Raw genomic sequence first — 25,527 nt, 5'->3', positions numbered from 1 at the left:
ATCAACCATCAACTATCAACTAACAACAAAATATTTATGAGCAATTTTGTAGATTACGTAAAAATACATTGTAAATCTGGTCACGGAGGTGCTGGTTCTGCACACCTTCGCAGGGAAAAATATATCCCTAAAGGTGGTCCAGATGGAGGTGATGGCGGCAGAGGTGGCCACGTAATTATGAGAGGCAATGCACAAGAATGGACGTTGCTTCCGCTTCGATATACCCGTCACGTAAAAGCCGAAAGAGGCGAAAATGGTGGTAAAAACCAATTGACTGGTGCTTTCGGTGCAGATGTTTACATCAATGTTCCTATTGGTACCATTGCAAAAAATGAAGACGGTGAGGTGATTGGCGAAATTATGGAAGACGGCCAAGAAATCATCATCATGAAAGGTGGAATGGGTGGTCTTGGAAATGAGCATTTCAAATCAGCTACCAACCAAACACCTCGTTATGCACAGCCAGGAATGCCTGGCGAAGAAGGTTATGTAGTTTTCGAACTAAAAATTCTGGCAGATGTTGGTTTAGTTGGTTTTCCTAATGCTGGTAAATCTACACTTCTAGCTGCTGTTTCTGCAGCAAAACCAAAAATTGCAGATTATGCTTTTACTACTCTTACTCCCAATTTAGGTATTGTAGAATACAGAAATTACAAATCTTTTGTAATGGCTGACATCCCGGGAATTATAGAAGGTGCAGCTGAAGGAAAAGGTCTTGGCCATAGATTCTTAAGACATATCGAACGTAATTCTATCTTGCTTTTTATGATTCCTGCAGATTCTGTAGATCATTTTAAAGAATATCAAATTCTCTACAAAGAGCTAGAAGAGTATAACCCTGAATTGATAGATAAAGACATTATCGTTTCTATTTCAAAATCAGATTTATTAGATGATGAATTGAAAAAAGAAATCACAGCAGAATTTCCTGAAAAACTAAAACCACTTTTCTTCTCTGGAGTTACCCAAGAAGGATTGGTAGAACTGAAAGATGTGATTTGGAAGAAATTACACGGGTAAAATTTTTAATAAATGAAAAAACTAATAACCACACTATTTACTTTTTTATCTTTCTCAATATTTTTTACTCAAGAATATATCAAAATAGGAAAATTTGAATATAAAAAACGGAAAAAATTTTTGGTGATGATAAAAGTTTATTTTTAGAATTTAAAGGAGATTCTAAACTAGCTTTTTCTGGTTTTACATTAGCTGATGCTTATAAAGAGAATGTTAAATTATCAAAGACAATAATTCTCCCACAGAAAAGAAAAATTTATTACAGAACTATTTTTGATAAGCATAAGGCTCAACAAAGATTAGATTCTATTGATTTTGTTTTTAAGCAAAGGAAAAATGGTTTTTTTGTTTTTGAGTTATTCAATTAATTATTTTGGTGGAGTTCAAGAGAAAAAGAAAATTCTTGGAGGTAATAAATATCATAAAAGTATTGGCTCGAAGTAGCTTTTTCAATCTATTTCTAAAGAAGTATTTTAATCCTATAATTTATATTTTAGTATTAATAATAGTTTTTTTTCATTTATTTCTAAAAGACTATCTTTGCCAAATAATTCGCGGCATTCTTTAGCCAAAAGTATTTATACTTTTTTAAAAATTTCTGGAATTTTTCATTGATTTTTTGCTCAAAAATGTAGAAGTAGAACACTTCGCCCGCACACATTTTTTAAAATTTAAACATTTGTTATTTACAGACTTACAACTCATTAAGCCCATTCTAGATGCGCTTACCAAAGAAGGTTATGAAAAACCAACACCTATCCAAGCGCAAGCTATTCCTCATCTTTTAGAAGGTAAAGATTTATTAGGAACTGCGCAGACTGGTACAGGTAAAACAGCAGCTTTTGCCATTCCAATTTTGCAAAATTTATCGCATAAAAACACAAAAAATCATCAGATTAAAGCCTTAATTCTAACACCTACCAGAGAATTGGCGATACAGATTGAAGAAAGTTTCAAAGCTTATGGTAGAAATTTGCCGTTGAAAACTTTGGTGATTTTTGGTGGCGTAAAGCAAGGTGCACAAGAAGCTGCTCTTAAAAAAGGCGTAGATGTTTTGGTGGCAACTCCTGGGAGATTACTCGATTTTATTAATCAAGGTATTATTTCGCTCAAAAATTTAGAAATATTTGTTCTCGATGAAGCAGATAGAATGCTGGATATGGGTTTTGTGCATGATGTAAAACGCGTTGTGAAATTACTTCCGCCAAAGAGACAAACGCTTTTCTTTTCGGCAACTTTTCCTAAAGAAATTCAAGAATTAGCCAATTCTATGCTTCATCATCCTGTAAAAGTAGAAGTAGCGCCCGTTTCATCTACCGCAGATACCATTAATCAGTCAATCTATTTTGTGGAAAAAGATGATAAATTAGACTTGTTGATTCATATTCTTCAAGATCAAAAATTAGATCAAGTTTTGGTTTTTGCCAGAACTAAACATGGTTCAGATAAAATTGCCAGAAAACTCCAAAAAACGAATATTACTGCAGAAGCCATTCACGGTAATAAATCTCAAAATGCCAGACAAACTGCTCTTAGTAATTTCAAAAATAAAAAGACCAGAGTTTTGGTGGCAACAGATATTGCAGCAAGAGGAATTGATATCGATGATTTGAAATATGTGATTAATTTTGAACTTTCAGACGTTTCGGAAACCTACGTTCATAGAATTGGAAGAACGGGTAGGGCAGGAGCAGAAGGAACTTCTATTTCGTTTGTAGATGGTTTAGATTTGGTAAATCTTAGAAATACCGAAAAGTTGATTGGTAAGAAAATTCCTGTGGTAAAAAACCACCCATACCATCCAGAGAAATTGGTAGAACAAAAAAGAGATTCTAATAATAAACCTTTTACACCAAGACCAAAGCCGCAGAAAAAAGAAGATATTACTTTCAAAAAACCAACAAAGAAGGTTTTTTATAGAAAGAAATAGTTTTCACGCAAAGGCGCAGAAAAAAGCAAAGACCGCAATGATTATTTATTACGGTCTTTTTTATTATGCGAGAATTTTTGCGCTCATTGCTAAAAAACTTTGCGAATTTAAGTGAAATTACTTCCCGAAAATTTTATGGGCATTTTCACTCGTAATTCTATCAATTTCTGTAAAATCTTTTTTATAAATATCTACTAATTTCCCTACCACCAAATCTAAATACGAACTTTCATTGCGCTTTCCACGGTGCGGAACTGGTGCCAAATAAGGAGAATCTGTCTCTAAAACAATTTTTTCTAAAGGAATTTCGTGTAAAAATTGGTCTATTTTTCCATTTTTGAAGGTTACAACACCGCCAATTCCGAGAAGAAAATTCAAATCTATGGCTCTTTTTGCTTGTTCTAAATTTCCAGAAAAACAATGAAAAATCCCTCGCAACTTTGGGTGTTTTTTACGTTCTAAAACTTCAAAAGTTTCATCAAAACTTTCTCTAGTATGAATTACGATGGGTAAATCTCTTTCTATCGCCCAATCTATTTGTTTTTCAAATGCTTTTATCTGAATGTCAAGCGTAGATTTGTCCCAATACAAATCAATTCCGATTTCACCAATTGCAGGAAATGGTCTTTTGTTCAAATAATTTTCTATAATTTCTAACTCTTTTTCCCAAGTTTCTGGCTTTACATAACAAGGATGTAGCCCCATCATGGCAAAAATATGATTGGGAAATTCAGTTTCTAGTTGAAGCATTTTTTCGTGAGAATCTGAATCTATTGCAGGAAGATAAAACTCTGTAACGCCTTTATTGATGGCACGTTTTATCATTTCTGTTCTGTCTTCATCGAATTCTTCGGAATATAGGTGAGTGTGGGTGTCAATCATTTTTTTAATTGAAAATTGAAAATGTAGAATTGAAAATTAACTCTATTTTCTTAAATATTAATTCTTTATTTTTTGTTTATTAGAAGTTTCATCAATAAGTCAGTCTGAACATCTTTACCGAGTACAAATTTATGCTTTCCGAAAACTTTAAAACCATTTTTCTCATAAAATTTAATAGCTCTGTGATTTTCTTCCCAAACACCGAGCCATAGAAATTCTAAGTTCTTTTTTTTACCAATTTCTATTGCTTTGTTCAATATAATTTGCCCAATTTTTTGCCCTAAAAAGTCTCTCAAAACATAAATTCTTTCAATTTCAAGATGATTTTTTTTGAAATTTTCGGTTTGTGCATTCCCGAAATTTAATTTTAGATAACCTAAATTTTCATTTTCATTTTCAATAAAATAAAATTCTGAGTCTGGATTTTCTAGTTCATTTTTTAATTTTTCTAAACTCAAATTTTCATCTAAATATTTTTGCATATCTTCTTCAGAATTCACTTCTTCAAAAGTTTCTCTGAAGGTTTGAATACTTATTTTCTGAAGATCTTCTAAATCTGATGAATTGAGTTTTCTGATTTGCATTTTTAATTTTTGACTAAAATTTTATTAAAAATGGTTGTTTTAAACTTGTTGATTCATGGGCTGTTCAGAGTTTATTGCTGTTATAACTTCAGCGGTCACATCTTTTCCTCCGGTAAAATTTTTGTAAAAAGAAACAAAGGAAAAAATCGGTCCAAATGGAATTCCCCACCAACCAGCAAAAAAGGTAATTAGAGAATATTTCCAACTGTAAGCTATAGCAGATTCTCCTGATTTTATAAAATAAATATCGCTATTTCTTCTAAAAGTCATAATAATGATTGAAATGGTATAAGAGAAAATTACAAATTTCCCTCCTTTTTTCAACTCGTTGTTAATTTGTTCGTCTGATAAATTTTCTAGATTTTTAATTCCTGCCATTGTTTTTTTGTTTTTATTGGTTGTTTAGATTTTTATTCTAATTTAAAATTTACAGAAAGACTTGCCGAAAATCCTATTTTTCTGAAATTCAAGTCTGAAGGTTCAAATTCTTCTTTTTGTTTTTGAGAATTATAGCCAAAAGATGTATTAAGAAATTGTACAGAACTAGTAGGAATTGTTACTTTAAGGTCAGAAATAAAAATGGCATTACCAGCTTTTTGTCCGATTGCGTTGGCAATATTATTGGCGTTTTTCTTTGCTTTAATAATCGCTCTTCTTTTAAGGTCTGCCAATATTTTTTCTTGCTGAGAATGTTGAGTTTTTAGCAATTGAATATTAGAAATATCTTCTTTTTCGAGTTCTTGTATTACTTTTCCTGCTGTTAATCCATCAAATACTAGTAAATCATAAGATTTGGTTTTCATTACGTCTGTAGATTTAAGGGCGTATTTTTTATAACTGCTTCCTAAATCATTCATTAGCAATTGTTTGTTGGTGTCAATTCCTAGATTTTTAAGTTTTGAAACCATTATGTTTTCTAATTCTTCTACCGATTTTTTGTTTTTAGTGTCGTTTTCAGAAATGGTAATTTTAAGATAAATTCTATCAGGAATGACCAAAGTATCTGCTTCGGCAGAAGTTTCTAAATAAGGTTGGTCTATAAAATTTTTGGTTTGAGAAAAAGCAAACGAAACAATAAATAAAGCGATGAAGGTAAATAAATTTTTCATAATAAATTTTTTATTTAAAAGATGGTTATTTGTAGGTTTTGGTTGGAAATTTTAAAAAATTTTATGTTTCACTTTACTTTGTTGAATGGCAATTTTTTCTTTCAATTTTTCTAAAAAGTCTTGATATTTTGGTGACTTTTCATCATTCGGACGGTGTTCTAGTGAAGCTTTTATTTTATAGTTTTCATTGATGAAATTTTTAACTTCATCAGAAAAATAAGCATCACCAAATTTCTCCCAAATGTATTGAATGGCTTGATTGTTTGGGTGAATTAAATCCTCTTTGTAAAAACGATAATCACGCAAATCATCCATCATAATTTCATAGATTGGTAAGTAATGGCAATTTTTGAAATTGGGTAAAATTTCGTGTAATTCACAGATTAATTTAGATTTACTCCATTGGTTTTCTACCATACCATCTTTGGTGTGACGAACTGGTGAAACAGTGAACAATATTTGTACATTTTCTTCACAAATATCATTCAGTAAGTTAATGGTTTCTAATATTGAATTATGGAGTTCATCAGTCGTTAAAAACCTCTTTTTGAAGAACTTTTGTGGTATTTTGTGACAATTGGCAACCAATTGATTTTTGGGCAAAAATTCATAAATATAAGATGTGCCATAAGTAATGAGAACCCAATTTGTTTTTTGCAAAAATTGATTTCCAGTTTCTATATTTTGATTGATTTTTTCTAATGTTTTGTGTGCGTAATTGCTGTTGAAAGAAGAGTGGTGATTGAGAGAAATGTACTCTTCATTAAACAAAATTAAATCTTCGTTTTTATAATTTCTACAATCGTGAAGGTTTTTGATGGCTACGTTCAGAGAAAATGGATTAAAAATTGTACCGAAAGGATTGCAAAGCGTTTGCATTTGTCCGTCCTGTAATTTTTCGCTCATTTCTGCAGCAAAACAAGAACCGACTGAAAAAATTCGGTCGGTTAATAGAATTTTTTGTTCTGAATTTTCTAGATGTACTTCTGTTCTGAATTTCATTTTTTAAGATTCTCTTCTTAATAGATAATTAGCCAATTCTTTGAAAGGTTTTTTCTTTTCTTCAGGAAGGTTAATTTTACTTAAGTAATCGTGCCCAATTTCGTTGTGTTTGTGGATTAATCTCAGTACTTTTTCATCTACTTTTGCTCTTCTGAAGATTTTTTCTACACTGTATACTTTATCTACATTTTCAGTTTTTTTAGAATACCAGAAGTTGAGTTCTTTTTTCTCTTCTTCGGTTGCGTGTTCCATGGCTAGAAGATAAAGAATGGTTTTTTTGTTTTCGAAAATATCACCTGCATGTTTTTTTCCAAACTGTTCTACATCTCCGAAAACATCTAGATAATCATCCATAATTTGGAAAGCGATACCAATATGTTTTCCGAAATTATAGAGATGTTCTGCTTCTTCTTCACTGGCATCAGCAATTAATGCTCCTATTTTGAATGATGCAGCACTTAGAACACCTGTTTTGTTGGTAATCATTTCTATGTAATCATCATAAGTCACATTTTCCATGGTTTCAAAGTTCACATCCATTTGTTGGCCTTCACAGAGAACAGCACCTGTTTGAGAAAAAATTTGAATACATTTTTTAAATAATTCAGGTTCTAAATCTTCAAAAAATTGATAAGCTTTGATTAGAAGTGCATCACCAGAAAGGATACCAACATTAATTCCGTGTAGAGTATGTATTGTAGGATTGTTTCTTCTGAGTGGAGCTTCATCCATAATATCATCATGAATTAATGTGAAATTGTGAAAATATTCTATCGCTAAGGCTGGTTTTATGGCTTTTTCGGTATTTCCATTAAATAGGTCACAAGCCATCAAAACCATGATTGGTCTTAGTCTTTTTCCTGCATTACCTATAATATAATTCATTGGTTGGTAGAGTTCGGCAGGTTTATTTTTGAAAGTATGTTTTTGTATTGCTTTGGCAATGATTTGTTGATAATTTTCTAAAAAATTCATATAAAAATGGTTTAACACAAAAGTAAGAATTTTGGATGAGAGAGTGTATGGTTTATAAATAAAAAACTTTGCTAAATTTTAGCAAAGTTTATAATTATTGATATTAAAAATTTTTATTTTATAAAAACTACTAATAGATAAGTAAGTCCAGCTACTACAGCACTTACAGGAATGGTAAGAATCCAAGCCCAAAGTAAACTTACTGTAATGCCCCATCTTACTGCAGATACTCTTTTGGTAAGTCCTACCCCAATAATAGAACCAGTAATGGTATGCGTAGTAGAAACAGGAATACCTAAATGCTCTGTTAAAAATAAGGTAATAGCACCGGCGGTCTCGGCACTTACACCTTCTAGAGGAGTTACTTTAGTAATTTTAGTACCCATCGTTTTCACAATTTTCCATCCACCACTCATGGTTCCCAATGCGATAGCAAGGAAAGAAGCAAATGGTACCCAAACATAATGAGTAACAAAATAAGAAAATCTTTCTTTAGATTCTAATGCCAAGTAAATTGGGTCTTGCAGAGTTTGTACATGGTGGAAAATTATAGCAGCACCAATAATTCCCATTACTTTTTGTGCGTCATTAGTTCCGTGTCCTAAACTGAAGAGTGCAGATGAAACCAACTGTAATTTTTTGAAAACTCTGTCAGCTTTGTGTGGCACAGATTTTCTGCTGATGAATACAATAATTAAAGTAATAATTACCGATACAATCATCCCTACAATCGGTGCTAAAAATATAAATAAGAAGATAGGAACTACTTTTTCATATTTTACAACATCTAAGGAGAGTAAATTCTTAAAGGCTTGTATGATATTGTCAACTGTTCCAGCATCTGCATGCATACCACTTAGTAGTTGATATTGAGTATACCAAGCGTGCATAAGTGCAGCGCCCATAAATCCTCCAATTAAAGTATGTGAAGATGATGAAGGAATTCCAAACCACCATGTAAGCAAGTTCCAAATGATGGCTGCAATAAGACCTGCTAAGATTACTTCTAAGTTAATGAAGTCTTCATTTACAGATTTTGCAATGGTATTACCAATTCTAAACTCTCCGATAATGTACAATGCTGTGAAAAAAGCAGCAAAATTCCATACGGCAGCCCACAAAACTGCCTGAAACGGAGATAAAACTTTTGTGGAAACGATGGTTGCAATAGAATTGGCCGCATCGTGAAATCCATTGATGAAATCAAAGATTAATGCCAAAGCAATAATAATGATTAATAATATAGGAAAATCCATTCGAAATTTAAGTTAAGTTATTTAATTAGAATAGATTATGCGTATTTAATCACGATGTTTTCTATGGTGTTGGCTACATCTTCAGCTTTATCTGTTACAGTTTCTAAATATTCTAGTACAGATTTTACTTTAATGATTTTGATAGGGTCATTGCTTTCAAAAACTGAAACAATTCCTTGGCTTAGTACATCATCTGCAATATTTTCGAATGAATTGATTTTAATGCAAGCTTCTTTTACTTCAGCAGGATTTTTAAATTCTTTCAAATTTTTAATTGCATTTTGAATTTCTAGACAAGATTTATAAATCAATAATGAAAATTCTGAATATTCTTTTACTTCTGGACTTTTGTACAAGTAAATGTATTTTGCAGAAGCATACATGTAATCTGCAATATCATCTAAACCTGAGGTAAGATAATTGATATCTTCTCTGTCAAATGGTGTAATGAAGTTTTCTCCTAGCTGAACGAAAATTTCGTGAGTTAGATCATCCATTTCGTGCTCATAATCGCTCATTTTATTCAGTAAAGTTTCATCATTTAGGTCAAAATCTTTCAATCCTTCGTGAAATTCTTTTGACATTTCTACTAACTTCTGTGCTACTTGCTCGAATAACACAAAGAAAATTTTGTCTTTAGGTTGAAACGCTCTAAAAATGTTTCCGATTCCCATATTTTTATAATTTTAAATTGTTGCAAATTTCTTAAAAAAAACACTACATTTTTACGAATGATTATTAAGTTTTATTAACATTAGTCTGCGATAGGTATATGATGTGTTTCGAAGTATTTTAATCGATCAAAAGTAAAGTTTAGTCCTACATATAAAAAGTGTAAATTTCTGTTTCCACTAGCAGTAAATTCTCTTTGCCATACATATCCTAGATTGGTATTTACATAATCATTAAACTGATAACCAATTCCACTGAAAAAACGATTTCTTTTGAATGTAGGAGCATTTGGCCCTACAAAAATTTCGTCAAAGGCATTTACAAAAAAGGTGTTTGGTTCTACTTTTTCTTTATTTATTGGTAATGTTAATGCTAATCTATATCTAAATCTAGAAGTATTGTCTGCAATGTCTTTTTGCGGAAAATAGAAAAACCTTTTTTCTGCTCTTGCTCTGTGGTCTATTTTTATTTTTCCTAATTTTTGAGAATATATATACTGTAACCAAACTCTTAATTCTTCTTGATAGAATTTTGAATCTCTATACGTTCCATATCTGCCTATTCCTATAAAGGGTTGATTATTTTTGTCAATATTGTAACCAATACCTCCTTTTACTTCATAATAGTCTGGTTTTGAAAACTCTTCTATAGACCTAGATTGTAGCTCTAGGTAGGCCATCCATTTTTTATCATGTTTATAGGTAAATGATACCATATTAAAACTTGATAAATGCTCATCTGTCTGAGAATAAGCAAAACTGCTAATAGCTAGCATTAAAATTAATATTTTTTTCACAATTTCTTAAAATTGGTGGCAAATATATCTAAACTTCAATTTGCATGTATTAACTCAATATTAAGTTTTTGTAAAGGTAAAATTTATCATGTAAAGTTTATTATTTTTAAAAATTTTTTATTCAGCAAACAAAAAAAACAGCAATTAATTGCTGTTTTTGTGTATTTATGTTGATTAAAAATTTTAGTTAGCTACTTCGGCTCTCATTTCTTTTCCTTTGAATTTTTGAGCTGAAATTCCCTTTAAAACCTCGTCTTTAAAAGACTTTTCCACTTCAAAGAACGAGAATTTTTCTAAAATTTCTATATCACCAATATCTGCCCTTTTTTTAGACTTAGCAGTTGCTTTATTGATAATTTCTAGCATGTCCATTTTTTTGAGTTGGTCTCTCTTACCAAGGTTGAAGAAAAAACGAGTCATGTTTTCGTTTCTGCGTTTTGGTTTTCCGCCTCTTTCTCTACCTCCATCTCTATCAGAACGTCTGTCTCTGTCTCTTCCTCTATCTCTGTCACGGTCTCTTCTGCTACCTCTGTCATCTCTGTCATTAGAGAATTTTTGGTCTGCTAAATCTTTTTTGTCTTTATAGAAAAGTGCCAAATCTCTCAATTGTAATTGAAGCAATTGGTGAACCAATTCTTCTTTAGAGAATGCAGATAAATCTGGGATAAGGCTGTCATCAAAAGTAAATAAATCTTCGTGCTCTGTAAATAGTTTTTCGAAAACACCTTCTACCTGAGCTTTGATAATTTCTTCACCTGTTGGTATTTTTTTCTCAACAATCTCAATTTTAGTAGAAATTTTGATTTGTTTTAGCTTTCTAGATTCTTCAGGTTTAATTAATGACATCGAAATACCATCTTTACCAGCTCTACCTGTTCTACCACTTCTATGTACAAAAACTTCAGGGTCATCTGGAAGCGAGTAGTGGATAACGTGTGTAAGAGAATCTACATCTAAACCTCTAGCAGCTACGTCTGTTGCTACTAAAATATCAATGTTTTTGAGACGGAATTTTTTCATTACCGTATCTCTTTGTGCTTGTGATAAATCACCGTGAAGCGCATCTGCAGCGTATGCATTTTGCATCAAGAAGTCTGCTACTTCCTGAGTCTCCATTCTAGTTCTACAAAAAATAATAGAGTATTGGTTTGGGTTGGCGTCCAATAATCTTTTTAGAGCCTCTTTCTTTTGTCTGTAACCTACCACATAGTATTCATGAGTGATGTTTTTTTTCACAGCATTTATACTTCCTACAGAAATTCTGTGTGGATTGCTGAGGTAGTTTTTAGAAATACGTTCTACTTCTTTGCTCATAGTTGCAGAGAAAAGTAGCGTTTGTTTTTCTGAAGGAGTTTCGCTTAAAATAGTTTCTAAATCGTCTTTGAAACCCATAGAAAGCATCTCATCAGCTTCGTCTAAAACAAGCCAATGAATTTCTGAAAAGTCTAATGCTTTTCTGCCAATCAAATCAATTACACGCCCTGGAGTTCCTACAATAATTTGTGGTTTCTCACGAAGTGAACGGATTTGTTCTGTAATACTACTTCCACCGTAAACTGCGGTAGTTTTTAGGTGAGGAAGATACTTTGTATAGTTTTTAATGTCTTTGGTAATCTGAAGGCAAAGTTCACGAGTAGGGCAAAGCACTAATAACTGGATTTTACGACTGGTGTCGTCTATCATATCCAGAATAGGTAGCGAAAATGCTGCTGTTTTGCCTGTTCCTGTTGCCGCAAGTGCGATGAGATCGCGTGTATCCGAAAGGATAAAAGGAATAGTCTGTTTCTGGATTTCTGTCGGCGTTTCGTAGCCGAGTTCGCCAATAGCCTTCAATAAATCAGGACTTAAATTGGATTCCGTAAATAAATTCATTTAAAGATCGTCTATTAATTAAGCGGCAAAGATAGTGATTTTATTTTTAATAATAATTTTTGCTGTTTTTTGGGAATTTTTTAACGAAGATGGAAGATGGAAAAAATAGATTAATTTCCTAAATTTAGATCTTTTAGAGCAAAGGTTTGTAAAAAAGTGAGTGGTTTTTAGATTGAGCTCCGTAGGAGCGAAAGATTTGTGAGAAATTCATTAATTTTGAAAAAAAACTATATGACAAAGAACTTTAATAAATATCAGAGGTATTTTACTTATTTAATATTATTGATTTTAGCATACGGATATATTTGCAGATGGTTTGATATTTATTTTTTTTGGGAATCTAGAATTATTGCTTTACCAATATTGCTTCTGATGATGTTCTATATATCTGTGAAAATTTTTATTAAAGAAAGAGAATTTCTAAGCAGTTCTTTTTTCTATATTATTTTATGTTTGTATGGGGGATATCAAATTTACAAAGAATTTAACCTAAATAAAGAGGTTGTTGAAAAATCAGAAAATTTCATTAAAAATAACCAATTGATAAAAAATAATGTTGGGGAAATTAAAAGTATAGCTCTTCCAATCAATAAAAAAAATTTGAGTGGAAATGATTATAGTATTACTTTTTTAGTGAAAGGAGAAAAAAAGTATGCTGATGTAATTGTTAACTCATATTATCAAGATAGAAATCTTAAAAATATTGATAATTTGAAAATTATAAGTTTTGAGATAAATGAAAATTATAATTATGTTGAATAAAAAAATAAAATATGCAATCATCCACCCTTCAATTTCTGAGAAATCTTGAGAAAAATAATAACAGAGATTGGTTTAATGAAAACAAAACCATTTATCAAGAAGCGCAACAAGATGTGGTTTATTTTGTTGAAAAATTAATAGAAGAAATGGCAAATTTTGATGAAGAACTAGTGAAGTTAGATGCTAAAAAATCACTTTTTAGAATTTATAGAGACACCAGATTTTCTAAAGATAAATCTCCTTATAAAACAAATTTTGGGGCGAGTTTGGGGATGGGAAAAGGAAGTCAGAAAGCAGGATATTATCTGCATATAGAACCTGGGAAATCTTTTCTTGGCGGCGGAATTTATATGCCAGAACCTTCGGTTTTAAAAGCAATAAGAAAAGAAATTTCTGCTTTTGGTGAAGAATTTAAAATGATTTTAGAAAAAGATGATTTTAGAAATTATTTCCGAGGATTGAGTGTAGAAGATAAACTGAAAAATGTGCCTCAAGGTTTTGAAAAAGATGATAAAATGGCTGAATTTTTAAAGCTAAAGCATTTTATTGTAACGCATCCTGTTTCAGATGACTTGCTTTTGAGTGAAAGTGCACCCAAAGAAATTGCCAATGTTTACAAAGCCATGAAACCTTTGGTTGACTTTTTAAATGCTATTTAAAATCTAATTATTTAATTTTTGTCATACTTCCAAAAAGGCTATCCAGATGATAAATCCGATGAAACGGACTAGCTATATTTTCTAGAATGGCCATATTTTCTATGTATTGATATTTAGAAGCCAAAGAACTCATATCAGAAACAATAATCAGCCAACATTCATCTAATGTAGAGTCGTACAAAGGGTATTTTTGGTTTTTCTTTTCTATAGTTTGTTTTATTTTTTCGGAACAGAGTTCCTCAAAAAGATTCATTTCAGGATTAAAACTTATAAAGATATTTCCTTCAGATTTTATTTTCTTAATTTTTAAAAAAATACCTTTCGGTCTTAAGTTTTTGATGGAGTAAAGTAAATTTTGAAGAAGAATTTCTTTGTTTTTGAGTGCTTCTAGAGCTAGATTTTCATCTATTTCGATGAGGTAAAGACCTTGCAGGTTTTTTATATCTTTTTGGAGGATAAGTTCAGCTTCTCGAAAAATTTTGTTCAGTTGGCTTTCTATTTTCTTTTTGTCTAGATGGTTAATGACTTCTGTGAGTTCTAGACCTATTTTTTTGTTTTGATGCTGGATGATGAAGTCTGGGCTTTCGCAGGTGAGATTTTCAAAGTTGAGGTCTGGGAATTTTTGTAAAAAAGAGTGGAGCAAAAGTACTTCGGATTTTTTCTTGAACTTGTCCCGAAAATGGATGTTAGAAGAATCAATTTTTTGGTGAAGTTTCCTCATCGCTTGTTCTTTGAAACGATGGTTTATCTTGCAGAGATTCCAACTGCGCATCAAATCTTCATCAGTAAACATAACGGTTTGATTTTAAGATTTGTACAGTTCTAAATTACAAATATTTTTAATATAAAATTGATTATTAACAAAATTTAAAATTAATGTTTCGGGACAAAAAAAATCACAACGAATTTTCATTGTGATTTTTAGTCTTTTTAGAAACTGAATTGAGTTTTATTTGCTCAGTTCGTCTATCGTTTTTTGAATTTCTGGGTCTTCTGGTGTGATGGCATAATATTTCGCAATTTCAGATTTCTGGTTTATCACCAAATATCTAGGAATCCAGTTGAGGTCAATATAATTGTTGAAGTTGTTTTTCCAACCTTCATTGAACCAATAGTTTTCTTTATTTTGCATATTGTGTTTTTCTAAGCCTTTTTTCCATGCTTCAAAATTTCTATCCAAAGAGAGAAAAACAAAATCGATATTGGTGTTTTTTTCTTCTAATTCTTTGGCTTTTGGCATTGCATTGAGGCAATCTCTACACCAACTTGCCCATAAGTCTATGACTAAAACTTTGCCTTTATGTTTTTCTAAAATTTTAGAAATAGTAGTGGTTTTGCCATCTGTATCTGTAATTTTTTGCGCCAAAGCTTCTTTAGAAAAGCTGGTTTTCATTACCGAAGGTACTTTCTGTGCAAATGCATTGCTCATTATAAATAATGAGAATAATAAGAGTATTCTTTTCATAAATTTTATACTTTCTTTACTTTTCAAATGCAAAAGTATGCCAAAAATTGAATTTGACATTATTTTTATACTATTTAGAAAGATAGATAAATAAAATAAAGCGCAGAAATCTACGCTTTATTGATATTTTTGGGGTCAAAAATTTAGTTTTTTTCTAACAAAACAATATTGTTGTTGTTTGTGAGAGAAACTTTGCCATCTATTACAGGCATTGTAGCACCAGAATAAGAATCTTTTACTCTGGTTCCGTTGTCAAAAATTCCAGAAACGTTTACTTCTTTAGTTCCATTTGGTAAATTTAGACCAATCACCACTTTGTCTGTTTTGTAAGTTCTAGAAAACCAGTAAGGCGAATTGGAAATCATTCTGTGAAAGCCAGCTCCTACAGCAGGATGGTTTCTACGAAATTGACCTAACTTCTGCCAATATTCTAATAGTTTTTTGGTTTCTGGGTTGTTTTTAATATCGTCCCAATTCATATTACTTCTTAAGTTAGCATCGCCTTCTGCACCAGCTACAATCAATTTTCTGCCAGTTTCATCACCATAATAAATTTGAGAAATTCCTGGTGTTAAAAGTAATTTCGTGGCGGTTTCGTAAGTTCTTTTTCTCTCTTTGTCAAAAGGCCAACCATCATCGTGAGACGTAGCGTAGTTCATTACGGTTTTTCCTGCTAAATCTTGATGTAGAATTTTGTCATAATTGCTGAAGATTTCTTCGTAAGATTTATTGGCATCTCCTTTAAAATCAAAATTGATGAGAGAAGTAAATCCATTTTGGAAATAATTTACTTTTTTGTCTCCGAAATCATAGATTTGTTTGGCTGAAATTCCGTAGCCATAGACTTCTCCCACAGTAAAAAATGGAGTGTTTTTGTCTAAAACTTTATCAGGATTATTGAGTTTAAATTCTGCAAAAGCTTGGTCACAAACTTTTTTGAAATCTTTCCAAACGTCTTCGTTGGTGTGTTTTACGGTATCTACTCTGTAACCATCTATCCCGAATTCTCTTACGTAATCTGATAGCCATTTCATAATATAATATTTCGGAGCTCTAGGATAGCCTGTTTTTACAAAAAATTCGTTCAGTTCAGACATTTCTTTTTCATATCGGCCTTCTTTTCTCCATTTTTTTTCTAGTAGAGTGGGCAACCCTGCTTTCTCATTACTTTCGGTTAAAACATCTGGCAGATTCGCTACCAAAGTGCATGCAGTGGTATTTTCGAAATTGCTGTATTTACATTGAGGTTCGGTTCTTACCCAAGTCATAGGGTAGGTTTCATCTATTTCTGTAGTAGGACCGGTATGATTGATAACAGCGTCTAGTACGATTCTGATGCCTTGTTTGTGAGCTTTTTCTACCAATTCTTTCAAATCTTTTTCAGTCCCAAAATTCGGGTCTAGAGTAGTCCAATCTTTTGCCCAATATCCATGGAAGCCGTAAGTTTTGCCAGTTCCTTCGTCTGTAGCGCCATGAATTTGTTCTACGATAGGGGTCATCCAAATGGCATTAACGCCCAATTTCTTGAAATAACCTTCGTCTATTTTTTGGATGATACCACGCAAGTCTCCACCTTCGAAACCTCGAAGAACGGCCGCTTTTTCGGTTCTGTTAAAATTGATGTCATTTTTAGAATCACCATTGTTGAATCTATCAGTGAGTAGAAAATAAAGATTAGCACCTTCCCAAGCGAAGGGTTCTGAGGTTTGGGTATTTTGAACACTGGTGCAACTTGCAAGAAATGCAAATGCCGAAAGCATTACTATTTTTTTCATGAGCAGATATTTATTTGTTTTTTAAGTTTTATGTAATCACTTTTTTACGATTGTCATCTACCTTTATAATGCAATACAATTTTATATCGGTATAAATATTTGTAACATACAAAATAAGATGCATTTCATGGCAATCTTATGAAAAGGATTTAATTCGATAAATTTATGAATTATTAGAATGATAATTATAAAATCTGAGTATGATATTTTTTATTATCTTAATTTTCTGTCAGTTAATTTGGTGAAACAATTTATAAAAATTACCTTTGTAAAGTCTAATAAAAGTATTAAAATATATGTCAACTTACGTTGTTGTTGGTCTTCAGTACGGTGATGAAGGCAAAGGAAAAATAACCGATGTTCTTTCTGCAAAATCAGATTATGTTGTTCGTTTTCAAGGTGGTGATAATGCGGGTCATACCGTTTATGTAGGCGAAGATAAATTTGTACTTCATTTGCTTCCTTCGGGAGTTTTGCAGTGTAGAGGTAAATGTATTATTGCTAATGGGGTAGTGGTAAATCCAAAAGCTTTCATTAAAGAAATAGAACAAATAGAAGCGAAAGGTTACAAAACAGACCACGTTTTTATCAGTAGAAGAGCGCACGTGATTATGCCTTATCACATTATGCTAGATACTTATAGAGAAGAGGAAAAAGGAGGTACACAAATTGGGACTACCAAAAAAGGGATTGGACCTTGCTACGAAGACAAAATTGCAAGAGTAGGTATTAGAATGATTGATCTTCTAAACCCTGAGGTTTTAAAAGAAAAAATTGAGAAAAACCTTAAAATCAAAAATAATCTTTTCGAGAAATATTTTGAAAAACCAGCCATGAGTTTTGATGAGATTTATAATGAATTTCTAGAAATTGGTAAAAAATTACAAGACAGAATTGTGGATACTGAGTTAGAAATCAACGAAGCAATTAGAGATAATAAAAATATACTTTTTGAAGGGGCGCAGGCATTGATGCTTGATATCGATTTTGGAACTTATCCTTATGTTACGTCATCTTCACCTTCTACAGGTGGTGTTTGTACAGGTGCTGGGGTTCCGCCAACTGCATTGCAAAATTTAATTGGTGTTTCTAAAGCTTATACTACTAGAGTTGGTCATGGTCCTTTTCCCACAGAATTAGACAATGAATTGGGAGAAAATATTAGAAAAATTGGTCACGAATATGGGGCTACAACAGGTAGACCTAGAAGAACAGGCTGGTTAGATTTGGTTTCATTGAAACACGCTTGTATGATTAACGGAATCAATAACTTAGTTGTTACCAAGTTAGACGTTCTTACTGGGCTTGGTACACTAAAAGTGGCTACTCATTATAAAACTGAAGACGGGAAAATTATAGATTATTTTACATCTTCTACTACTAAATTGTATGATTACGAACCAATTTATGCAGAATTAGAAGGTTGGACAGAGGATATTACCAAAGCAAGAAGTTTTGATGAATTGCCAGAGAATGCTAAAAAATACATCGCTTTCATTGAGCAATATTTAGGCATTAATGTATATTTGGTTTCGGTAGGGCCAGAGAGAAGTCAAAATATCATCAGAAAAGAACTTTTCTAGTAAAAATTAAATATTTAAACTAAATATTATGCAAATCGCACAAATTTTTGTGCGATTTTTTTTGTTTCATAATTGTCAGAAAATCAAGGTGTTTTTTGCTTTTAATTTTTTGAAAGGGGATGAATTGTTGTTGTTTTAATAAAAATTTTCTTTAAAAATGAAATTTGTGTAATGGTTGAAGTTTGAAATTTAATTAATTTTCTTAAATGATTTTAAAATTTTAAAGAGTGTGTAAAATTTTGGCAAGATTGTTGGATATGCCTAAATACTTTTTGCAAAAAGGTAATAAACTAATAATTGTGTTTATATATTAACCATTAAATTTTTCACAATGAACAAAAATTTCTTTACTCACGATGAGCATCATGCTCTCAATGAAATCGTATTCGAAAATAGGAATAAAGAATACGGAGCTTATGCGCTAAGAAATGAAGCTAACGCATTGATGCAGAAAGCTTTATTTGTAGGAGTAGCCTTATTTGCAACAGTAGCAATTGTACCTTTTGTAGTGTCTCAGTTGAAAAAAACTGATAAAGTAATTACTGATCAAGGTCCTATCGTTTTAGTTGATGTAGAGCAGCCTATTGATAAGCCTATTGATAATGTGAAACCAATAGTAGTGCCGCCAAAACCAGATGTACCCGTGAAAACTCAAAGCCTTACACCTCCAGAGCCTACTAGAAATCCACCTGTTGAAACTACGATTAATCAAAATGTGGATGATGCAGTAATTTCTACCGTTACATCACCTGGGCAATCTGTAACCAATCCTAACCAGCATATAGAAACTGGTACAGCAATAAATACAATGCCCACAGTAGATACCACTCCGAAACCAAATCCTGATGCAATTATAAAAGATGTAGATGTTGAAGCTAATTTCGCTGGTGGAATTGATGGTTTCAGGAATAAAGTGGTTCAGAATTTTGATAATTCTGCAGTAGATAATGAAAGTGGTGAAGTAATAAAAGCAGTGGTAACTTTCGTAGTAGAAAGAGATGGCACCATTTCTAACATCAAAGCAACCGGAGTAAATGCAGATTTTAACAGAGAAGCAGAAAAAGTAATCAAAAGCATTAAAGGCAAATGGAATCCTGCAAAATTAGGCGGACAAAACGTTCGTTCTTATTTCAGATTCCCTATTTCTATGCAATTTGAATAAGACATTGTTTTAAATAATTTCAATCAATTTGTTATTTCTTTTAATTATCCACATTTTCTAAAAATTGTGGATAATTTTTTTGTGCTTTAACCCTTTAATTAACAATACTTTAATATTTTTGGCACTTATTAACAATGAACGGAATTACAAATTATCGTATTTTTGAAAAACTAAATAATTTTTATGGGAAAAATAATAGGAGTTGCCAATCAAAAAGGAGGTGTAGGGAAAACTACTACAGCAGTTAATCTTGCAGCAGCTTTGGGCGTTTTAGAGAAAAAAGTACTTTTGATAGATGCAGATCCACAGGCTAATGCTACATCTGGTCTTGGGATAGAAGAAGTAAATAATTCTACTTATCATCTTCTAGAACATAGTGCAGATGTTAAAGATTGTATTTATAAAACCACTTCTCCTAATTTAGATTTAGTGCCTTCTCATATCGATTTGGTAGCTGCCGAGATAGAATTGGTAGATAGAGATAAGCGTGAATATATGCTAAAAAAAGCATTAGAATCTGTAAAAGATGAATATGATTATATCATTATAGATTGTGCACCAAGTTTGGGATTGATTACTGTAAATGCCCTTACAGCGGCTAATTCTGTAATTATTCCTATTCAGTGTGAGTATTTTGCGCTAGAAGGTTTGGGTAAATTATTGAATACCATTAAAAATGTTCAGAAAATCCATAATAATGATTTAGATATAGAAGGTCTTCTTCTAACGATGTATGATTCTAGATTGAGACTTTCTAACCAAGTAGTCGAAGAAGTAAATACCCACTTCCCAGAGATGGTTTTTGAAACAATAATTTCTAGAAATGTAAGATTAAGTGAAGCCCCAAGTTTCGGAGAAAGTATCTTAATGTATGATGCCGAAAGCAAAGGAGCAATCCAATACCTTCAGTTAGCGGAAGAAGTACTTCTTAAAAACGAAAAATTACAACAAGCATAATTTTAAATATTGATGTTGAATATTTTATCAATAATCAACAATCAATCATTAATTATAAAATATGAAAGACAAAAAAAGAGCAATGGGACGTGGCTTAGGAGCCATTCTTAGTGCCGAAAGCAAAAGTACTATTAATTCTGCTACAGACACAGGAGCAGAGCAATTGGTAGGAAATATGGTAGAAGTAGCTCTAGAAGATATTTATCCCAATGCTACACAACCTAGAACTTATTTTGACGAAACTGCGTTGCAAGAATTAGCGCAGTCTATCCGAAATTTAGGAGTAATTCAGCCAATTACTCTAAGAAAAGACGGAGATAAATTCGAAATTATCTCTGGGGAAAGACGTTTCAGGGCTTCTAAAATTGCAGGTCTTAAAAGCGTTCCTGCATACATAAGATTGGTTAATGACCAAGAATTGCTAGAAATGGCATTGGTGGAAAATATTCAGCGCGAAGATTTAGATGCCATAGAAGTAGCCCTTACTTATCAAAGATTATTAGACGAAATAGGCCTTACTCAAGAAAACCTTAGTCAAAGAGTAGGGAAAGAAAGAAGTACCATTACCAATTCTATTAGATTATTAAGGTTAAGTCCAGACATTCAGCAAGCCATAAGAGCTGGTGAAATTTCTGCTGGGCACGGTAGAGCCATCATTAGTGTAGAAGACGAAAAAAATCAACAAGAATTATTCAATAAAATTTTAAAAGAAGGATTGAATGTGAGACAAGCCGAAAAAGCAGCCTCAGAGTTTAAAAATCCTAAAAAAGAAGTGGCAAAAAAAGAGGTAGAATTACCCAACCACCTCAGAAAAGTACAAAAATCACTTTCAGATGTGCTAGATGTAGCTGTAGAGATTAAATCTTCAGGCAAAGGCAAGAAAGGAAAAATTATTTTAGATTTTAATAACGAGGAAGAACTCAGCAAAATCCTCTCACATTTTAATTAATGAGAACAGTACTTTCAGCGCTGCTTGTCCTATTTTTTGGGTTCTATTTTTCGCAAGAAATTAAACCTTTAGATACCATCAAAACGGAAAAACAAGTAGTAGAAGACATAGAAAAAGCCAATGCAAAAGCATTACCGAAATACAATCCTACAAAAGCAGGGTTGTATTCTGCTGTTTTACCAGGGCTAGGGCAGTATTACAACAAAAAATATTGGAAAATACCCATCGTTTGGGGAGCTATAGGAACAGGGGTAGGCGTAATTGTTTATAATGATAAGCAATACAAAAGATACAGAACCGCTTACATTGCGGAACTCAACGGTCAAGATCATGAGTTTTCTAATATTCCAGGAATTGATAAAACGGTATTAGGAAATACCCAAGACAATGCAAAAAGATACAGAGATTACTCCATCGCAATTACAGGTTTAGTGTATATTTTGGGGATTGTAGATGCGGTGGTAGATGCTCACTTGTACGAGCAAAAGCACGACCCGGATTTAGCCCTTAAGCCAACTATAATTAATGATAATATAGGAATTGGACAAGCAAAAGCAGGGTTGTCTTTAAGTTATAGATTTTAAAAAATCAATATAAATTTTGGCAGCTAGAACTTCGTTCGCAGACTTCAATAAAAGAATTAGCTTTCATTTTGTCTGTGTCTTCCGCTCCCAATCTTTTTTGGGTAGTTTCGGCAAGTTCAGCCACCCAAAAAAGAATTTTCGCTCAAGTCGGGTTGCAGAGACGCTTTCAGAATTTATAGCGCATCGCATAAAAGACAATTATAAAATAAATTAGGGTTCATTCCCAATAAATAGAAAATAAAAGATTATGAAAATAGCACTTGTAGGTTATGGTAAAATGGGAAAAATTATTCACCAAATTGCCCTTAAAAGAGGTCACGATGTGGTAGCAACACTAGACGAGACGCCTACCTTAGAAAAACTAAATAATCCAGATGTGGTAATAGAGTTTTCTTCGCCAGAATCTGCTTTCGGAAATATAAAATTTTGCCTAGAAAATAAAATTCCAGTAGTTGCAGGTACTACAGGTTGGCTAGAAAAAAAACCAGAAATAGAAAAAATTGCCCTAGAAAACGAAACAGGTTTTTTATATGGTTCTAATTTCAGCTTAGGCGTAAATCTTTTCTTTGCACTCAACGAAAAATTAGCCGAAATGATGGCGCCTTTTCAGAATGATTACAATTGCCAGTTAGAAGAAATTCATCATATTCATAAGTTAGATGCACCTAGTGGAACAGCTATTTCCATTGCAGAAGGCATTTTTAAACATTCGGATTATAAAACTTGGAAATTAGACGAAACCCAAGGCGCAGAATTAGGAATAACTGCCATCAGAGAAGGAGAAGTTCCGGGTACACACAGTGTTTTTTACCGCTCAGAAGTAGATGAAATCGAAATTAAGCATACTGCGTTTAACAGAAATGGTTTTGCACTAGGTGCAGTAATCGCAGCAGAATGGTTGCCAGGTAAAGTAGGAAATTTCGGAATGAAACAAGTTTTAGGATTGTAAATTTATAATTTTAGATTTGGGATTTGGTATTTAAAATTTTTGGATTATAAATTTTTAGTTTAAAAAAAACACCTTCAAACTAATTCAGACCATTTCAAACAAAATCAAACGATTCAAATCATTCAAACCTTTAACTTTGTAACAAATATCAAAAAGCATTACTAATAGCTTAGAATATCAGGAAGCTAAAAGCAAAAAAAACTATGGATTACATTATTCAATATTCTATTTACGTACTGATTTTGTCAGTTTTATTAGGAGTTTCTTCCTTTAAATTATACCAAAAAATGGGTTACAAAGGTTGGGAAGCCTTTGTTCCGTTTTATAATTATTACATTATTCTAAAAGAAATTGCTGAGCCAAAATGGTGGGTTGTATTTGCCTATTTGCCAATTGTTGGCCCTATAATGATGACGGTTTTTCATCTTTTCTTGATGAAAAAATTCGGAAGAACTACTACCGCGGAAAAACTTTTGACCGTGTTTTTGCCATTTATTTATTTGGCTTACACCAGTTATTTCCAACCCAATAAAGTTGACCGTTTTGCGGTAGATGACGAAAAAGCGAAGAAAGAATCTTTTTTAGGCTCTATTACCTTTGCGGTAGTTTTTGCAACCATTATTCACGCATTTATTACACAGCCTTTTGCCATTCCTACTGGTTCTATGGAGCGTACCCTTTTGGTGGGAGATTTCTTGTTTGTAAACAAATGGAGCTATGGTTACAGAATGCCGATGAGACCTTTGGCGTTACCATTCTTACAAGGAACAATTTTTGACAGCGGTAAAGATGCAAATCCTAAAAACGACCCTAAATCTTATGTAGATGTTGTAAAATTACCCTATTTTAGAATTGGAGAATTCAAAAAACCTAAGAAAAATGATATCGTAGTTTTTAATTATCCTGGTGATTCTGTACACACTGCAATAGATAGAATGGATCCTTATGTAAAAAGATGTGTAGCAGTAGGTGGTGATGTTCTAGAAATGAGAGCAGGAAGATTATATGTAAACGGACAGCCTGAAAAGTTGATGGGCGATGCAGAGGTACAGCACGCATATATTATCTATACTAATAATGAGATTGATATCAATTCACTTTATAAAAATTTAACTTATTTACCGATTGTAAATTCTGGTCAAGATTCTAAAATCGGACAATATTATTATCAGTTCCAAGGTCTTACAGATGATTTGCTTGCTCAAATCAAACAAATGCCTGAATTTATAAAAGCTGAAGAGGTTTTGGATGAAAAAGGAAAAGCTCAAGTAGAGTATTATCCTCGATTTGCTGAAGATGGCGATTATCTGAGAGATGCAGCTGGCGAAGTTGTTTTCTCTAAAAAACTAAATATTACCAATACGATTTTTCCAAATAACAAACCATGGAATACAGATTGGTACGGTCCGTTGACTATTCCTAAAAAAGGAGATGTAATTACTGTGACACAAGAAAATTTACCAGAATACAAAAAGCTAATCACAGTTTATGAAGGAAATATTTTAGAATTCAAAGGTGGTAAATTCTACATCAATGGAGTGCAGACCGATAAATATACCGTGAAGCAAGACTACTATTTTATGATGGGTGATAACAGAGATGCTTCTCTAGACGCACGATTCTTTGGTTTCGTTCCAGAAACGCATATTGTAGGTTCTCCTATGTTTACTTGGATGAGTGTGCAAGGTGTTTTTGATGACGGCCCGAAAAAAATCCGTTGGGATAGAATGTTCAAAGCAACCAATACCGGAGAAAAAGACAAAACTTCTTACTGGTGGATTGCTGCTGCCATTCTTATTTTATTCTTTGGTTGGGAGTTTTTTGTAAAATTATTCAAAGGCAAAAAAGAAGAAGAGTAATCTCAACAAAAAATATATCAAAAACCCTTTCTTTGCAATTAAGCAGAAAGGGTTTTTTTAATGAAAAACATTTTATTTTTTTTAACTTTGAAGACTAATTAATTTTTTAATGAAAATTTTACTTCCTATATTTTATTTACCACCTATTTCTTGGTTTTCAGAATTTTTGAAAGAAGAAAACGAAGTGGTTTTAGAACAGTTCGAGAATTTCCCGAAGCAAACCTATAGAAATAGAACCAATATTTATGGTGCTAATGGTAAGTTGTCTCTAATCATTCCTATTCATCATACTGGTAAAAGATGTGTCAAAGATTTAGAAATTTCTTATGCGGAAGATTGGCAAAAACTCCATTGGAAGTCCATCAAAAATGCATATCAAAGTTCGCCTTACTTCGAATATTACGAAACAAAGCTTGAAAACATTTTTAAAGACCAACCCAATACACTTTTGGCATTCAATTTGAAAGCATTAAAAGTGATTCTAGAAATTCTAAAAACGGAAAAAGAATATTCTTTAACAGAAGAGTATGTACAATCTGTTGATTTTTTTAATTTTAGAGAAAAATTTTCGGCAAAAAAAGATTCTGAATATCAAATGAATGAGTATTATCAAACCTTTAGTGATAAACTAGGTTTTATCAAAGATTTATCAATTATAGATCTGATATGCAATCTAGGTCCAGAATCTGCTACTTATATTAAAAAAATTACAAAATAAAATACTA

At 32.2% G+C, this 25,527-nt stretch carries 25 protein-coding genes; 12 read left to right on the top strand and 13 right to left on the bottom strand.

The features are described 5' to 3' along the window. Positions 1-36 precede the first annotated feature (36 nt). Together obgE and IEW40_RS13315 are read left to right on the top strand one after the other, a co-directional pair. Positions 37-1,020, top strand: a complete 984-nt coding sequence (gene obgE / locus IEW40_RS13320) for a GTPase ObgE (RefSeq protein ID WP_188618611.1) — start codon at positions 37-39, stop codon at positions 1,018-1,020. A gap of 679 nt (positions 1,021-1,699) precedes the next feature. Then, a complete protein-coding gene (locus IEW40_RS13315) occupies positions 1,700-2,950 on the top strand; it encodes a DEAD/DEAH box helicase (protein ID WP_188618610.1) in 1,251 nt (416 codons plus the stop codon). A 117-nt stretch (positions 2,951-3,067) separates the two neighbouring features. Here the strand turns inward: IEW40_RS13315 and IEW40_RS13310 are convergent, their stop codons facing one another. The 10 genes from IEW40_RS13310 to IEW40_RS13265 form a co-directional block, all read right to left on the bottom strand. Beyond that, positions 3,068-3,832: a TatD family hydrolase gene (locus IEW40_RS13310; RefSeq protein WP_188618609.1), complete on the bottom strand. Its 765-nt coding sequence runs from the start codon at positions 3,830-3,832 to the stop codon at positions 3,068-3,070. A 65-nt stretch (positions 3,833-3,897) separates the two neighbouring features. Then, positions 3,898-4,416, bottom strand: coding sequence for a GNAT family N-acetyltransferase (locus IEW40_RS13305; protein ID WP_188618608.1), 519 nt, complete (start codon positions 4,414-4,416; stop codon positions 3,898-3,900). A gap of 39 nt (positions 4,417-4,455) precedes the next feature. Next, positions 4,456-4,794 carry a hypothetical protein gene (locus IEW40_RS13300; RefSeq protein ID WP_188618607.1) on the bottom strand — a complete coding sequence of 113 codons (339 nt, stop codon included), beginning with the start codon at positions 4,792-4,794 and terminating at the stop codon, positions 4,456-4,458. Positions 4,795-4,826: 32 nt separating this feature from the next. Beyond that, positions 4,827-5,525 (bottom strand): SIMPL domain-containing protein, encoded by a 699-nt coding sequence (locus IEW40_RS13295; protein WP_188618606.1) that lies wholly within the window; start codon positions 5,523-5,525, stop codon positions 4,827-4,829. Positions 5,526-5,576: 51 nt separating this feature from the next. After that, positions 5,577-6,527: a GSCFA domain-containing protein gene (locus IEW40_RS13290; protein WP_188618605.1), complete on the bottom strand. Its 951-nt coding sequence runs from the start codon at positions 6,525-6,527 to the stop codon at positions 5,577-5,579. A gap of 3 nt (positions 6,528-6,530) precedes the next feature. Further along, entirely contained in the window at positions 6,531-7,502 is a 972-nt protein-coding gene (locus IEW40_RS13285; RefSeq protein WP_188618604.1) for a polyprenyl synthetase family protein, read from the bottom strand. 113 nt (positions 7,503-7,615) lie between these two features. After that, complete coding sequence (locus IEW40_RS13280) at positions 7,616-8,758, bottom strand: inorganic phosphate transporter (RefSeq protein ID WP_188618603.1); 1,143 nt, start codon at positions 8,756-8,758, stop codon at positions 7,616-7,618. A 35-nt stretch (positions 8,759-8,793) separates the two neighbouring features. Beyond that, entirely contained in the window at positions 8,794-9,432 is a 639-nt protein-coding gene (locus IEW40_RS13275) for a DUF47 domain-containing protein (protein ID WP_188618602.1), read from the bottom strand. A gap of 80 nt (positions 9,433-9,512) precedes the next feature. After that, a complete protein-coding gene (locus tag IEW40_RS13270; protein ID WP_229663459.1) occupies positions 9,513-10,226 on the bottom strand; it encodes a DUF2490 domain-containing protein in 714 nt (237 codons plus the stop codon). Positions 10,227-10,409: 183 nt separating this feature from the next. Further along, positions 10,410-12,098: a DEAD/DEAH box helicase gene (locus IEW40_RS13265; protein WP_188618601.1), complete on the bottom strand. Its 1,689-nt coding sequence runs from the start codon at positions 12,096-12,098 to the stop codon at positions 10,410-10,412. Between the two features lie 231 nt (positions 12,099-12,329). Here IEW40_RS13265 and IEW40_RS13260 point away from each other — a divergent pair, with 231 nt between their 5' ends. Further along, positions 12,330-12,860 carry a hypothetical protein gene (locus tag IEW40_RS13260; RefSeq protein ID WP_188618600.1) on the top strand — a complete coding sequence of 177 codons (531 nt, stop codon included), beginning with the start codon at positions 12,330-12,332 and terminating at the stop codon, positions 12,858-12,860. An 11-nt stretch (positions 12,861-12,871) separates the two neighbouring features. Further along, positions 12,872-13,519 carry a DUF2461 domain-containing protein gene (locus tag IEW40_RS13255; protein WP_188618599.1) on the top strand — a complete coding sequence of 216 codons (648 nt, stop codon included), beginning with the start codon at positions 12,872-12,874 and terminating at the stop codon, positions 13,517-13,519. Between the two features lie 7 nt (positions 13,520-13,526). On the opposite strand, the gene IEW40_RS13250 is transcribed toward IEW40_RS13255, so the two are convergent. The 3 genes from IEW40_RS13250 to IEW40_RS13240 all read right to left on the bottom strand — a co-directional run bounded on the left by IEW40_RS13250 (position 13,527) and on the right by IEW40_RS13240 (position 16,759). Next, positions 13,527-14,312 carry a hypothetical protein gene (locus IEW40_RS13250; protein ID WP_188618598.1) on the bottom strand — a complete coding sequence of 262 codons (786 nt, stop codon included), beginning with the start codon at positions 14,310-14,312 and terminating at the stop codon, positions 13,527-13,529. 156 nt (positions 14,313-14,468) lie between these two features. After that, positions 14,469-14,984: a TlpA family protein disulfide reductase gene (locus IEW40_RS13245; protein WP_188618597.1), complete on the bottom strand. Its 516-nt coding sequence runs from the start codon at positions 14,982-14,984 to the stop codon at positions 14,469-14,471. A gap of 143 nt (positions 14,985-15,127) precedes the next feature. Further along, positions 15,128-16,759 (bottom strand): alpha-amylase family glycosyl hydrolase, encoded by a 1,632-nt coding sequence (locus IEW40_RS13240; protein WP_188618596.1) that lies wholly within the window; start codon positions 16,757-16,759, stop codon positions 15,128-15,130. 296 nt (positions 16,760-17,055) lie between these two features. On the opposite strand from IEW40_RS13240, the gene IEW40_RS13235 reads away from it, so the two are divergent. From IEW40_RS13235 to IEW40_RS13200, 8 genes are all read left to right on the top strand, one after another. Continuing rightward, entirely contained in the window at positions 17,056-18,342 is a 1,287-nt protein-coding gene (locus tag IEW40_RS13235; RefSeq protein ID WP_188618595.1) for an adenylosuccinate synthase, read from the top strand. Between the two features lie 331 nt (positions 18,343-18,673). After that, positions 18,674-19,504 carry an energy transducer TonB gene (locus IEW40_RS13230; RefSeq protein ID WP_188618594.1) on the top strand — a complete coding sequence of 277 codons (831 nt, stop codon included), beginning with the start codon at positions 18,674-18,676 and terminating at the stop codon, positions 19,502-19,504. 183 nt (positions 19,505-19,687) lie between these two features. Then, positions 19,688-20,461 carry a ParA family protein gene (locus tag IEW40_RS13225; protein WP_188618593.1) on the top strand — a complete coding sequence of 258 codons (774 nt, stop codon included), beginning with the start codon at positions 19,688-19,690 and terminating at the stop codon, positions 20,459-20,461. Between the two features lie 61 nt (positions 20,462-20,522). After that, positions 20,523-21,410, top strand: coding sequence for a ParB/RepB/Spo0J family partition protein (locus tag IEW40_RS13220; RefSeq protein WP_188618592.1), 888 nt, complete (start codon positions 20,523-20,525; stop codon positions 21,408-21,410). Continuing rightward, positions 21,410-21,994, top strand: coding sequence for a DUF5683 domain-containing protein (locus tag IEW40_RS13215; protein WP_188618591.1), 585 nt, complete (start codon positions 21,410-21,412; stop codon positions 21,992-21,994). Before IEW40_RS13220 ends, IEW40_RS13215 begins: the two co-directional genes overlap by 1 nt. 247 nt (positions 21,995-22,241) lie before the next feature. After that, positions 22,242-22,943: a 4-hydroxy-tetrahydrodipicolinate reductase gene (dapB, locus tag IEW40_RS13210; protein WP_188618590.1), complete on the top strand. Its 702-nt coding sequence runs from the start codon at positions 22,242-22,244 to the stop codon at positions 22,941-22,943. 203 nt (positions 22,944-23,146) lie between these two features. Next, positions 23,147-24,802 carry a signal peptidase I gene (gene lepB / locus IEW40_RS13205; RefSeq protein WP_188618589.1) on the top strand — a complete coding sequence of 552 codons (1,656 nt, stop codon included), beginning with the start codon at positions 23,147-23,149 and terminating at the stop codon, positions 24,800-24,802. Positions 24,803-24,911: 109 nt separating this feature from the next. Continuing rightward, positions 24,912-25,520 carry a WbqC family protein gene (locus IEW40_RS13200; protein WP_188618588.1) on the top strand — a complete coding sequence of 203 codons (609 nt, stop codon included), beginning with the start codon at positions 24,912-24,914 and terminating at the stop codon, positions 25,518-25,520. Positions 25,521-25,527 lie beyond the last annotated feature (7 nt).

The sequence above is a fragment of the Cloacibacterium rupense genome, from assembly GCF_014645495.1.
Classification (GTDB): Bacteria; Bacteroidota; Bacteroidia; order Flavobacteriales; family Weeksellaceae; genus Cloacibacterium; species Cloacibacterium rupense.
This window is presented reverse-complemented; position numbering and strand designations above follow the sequence as displayed.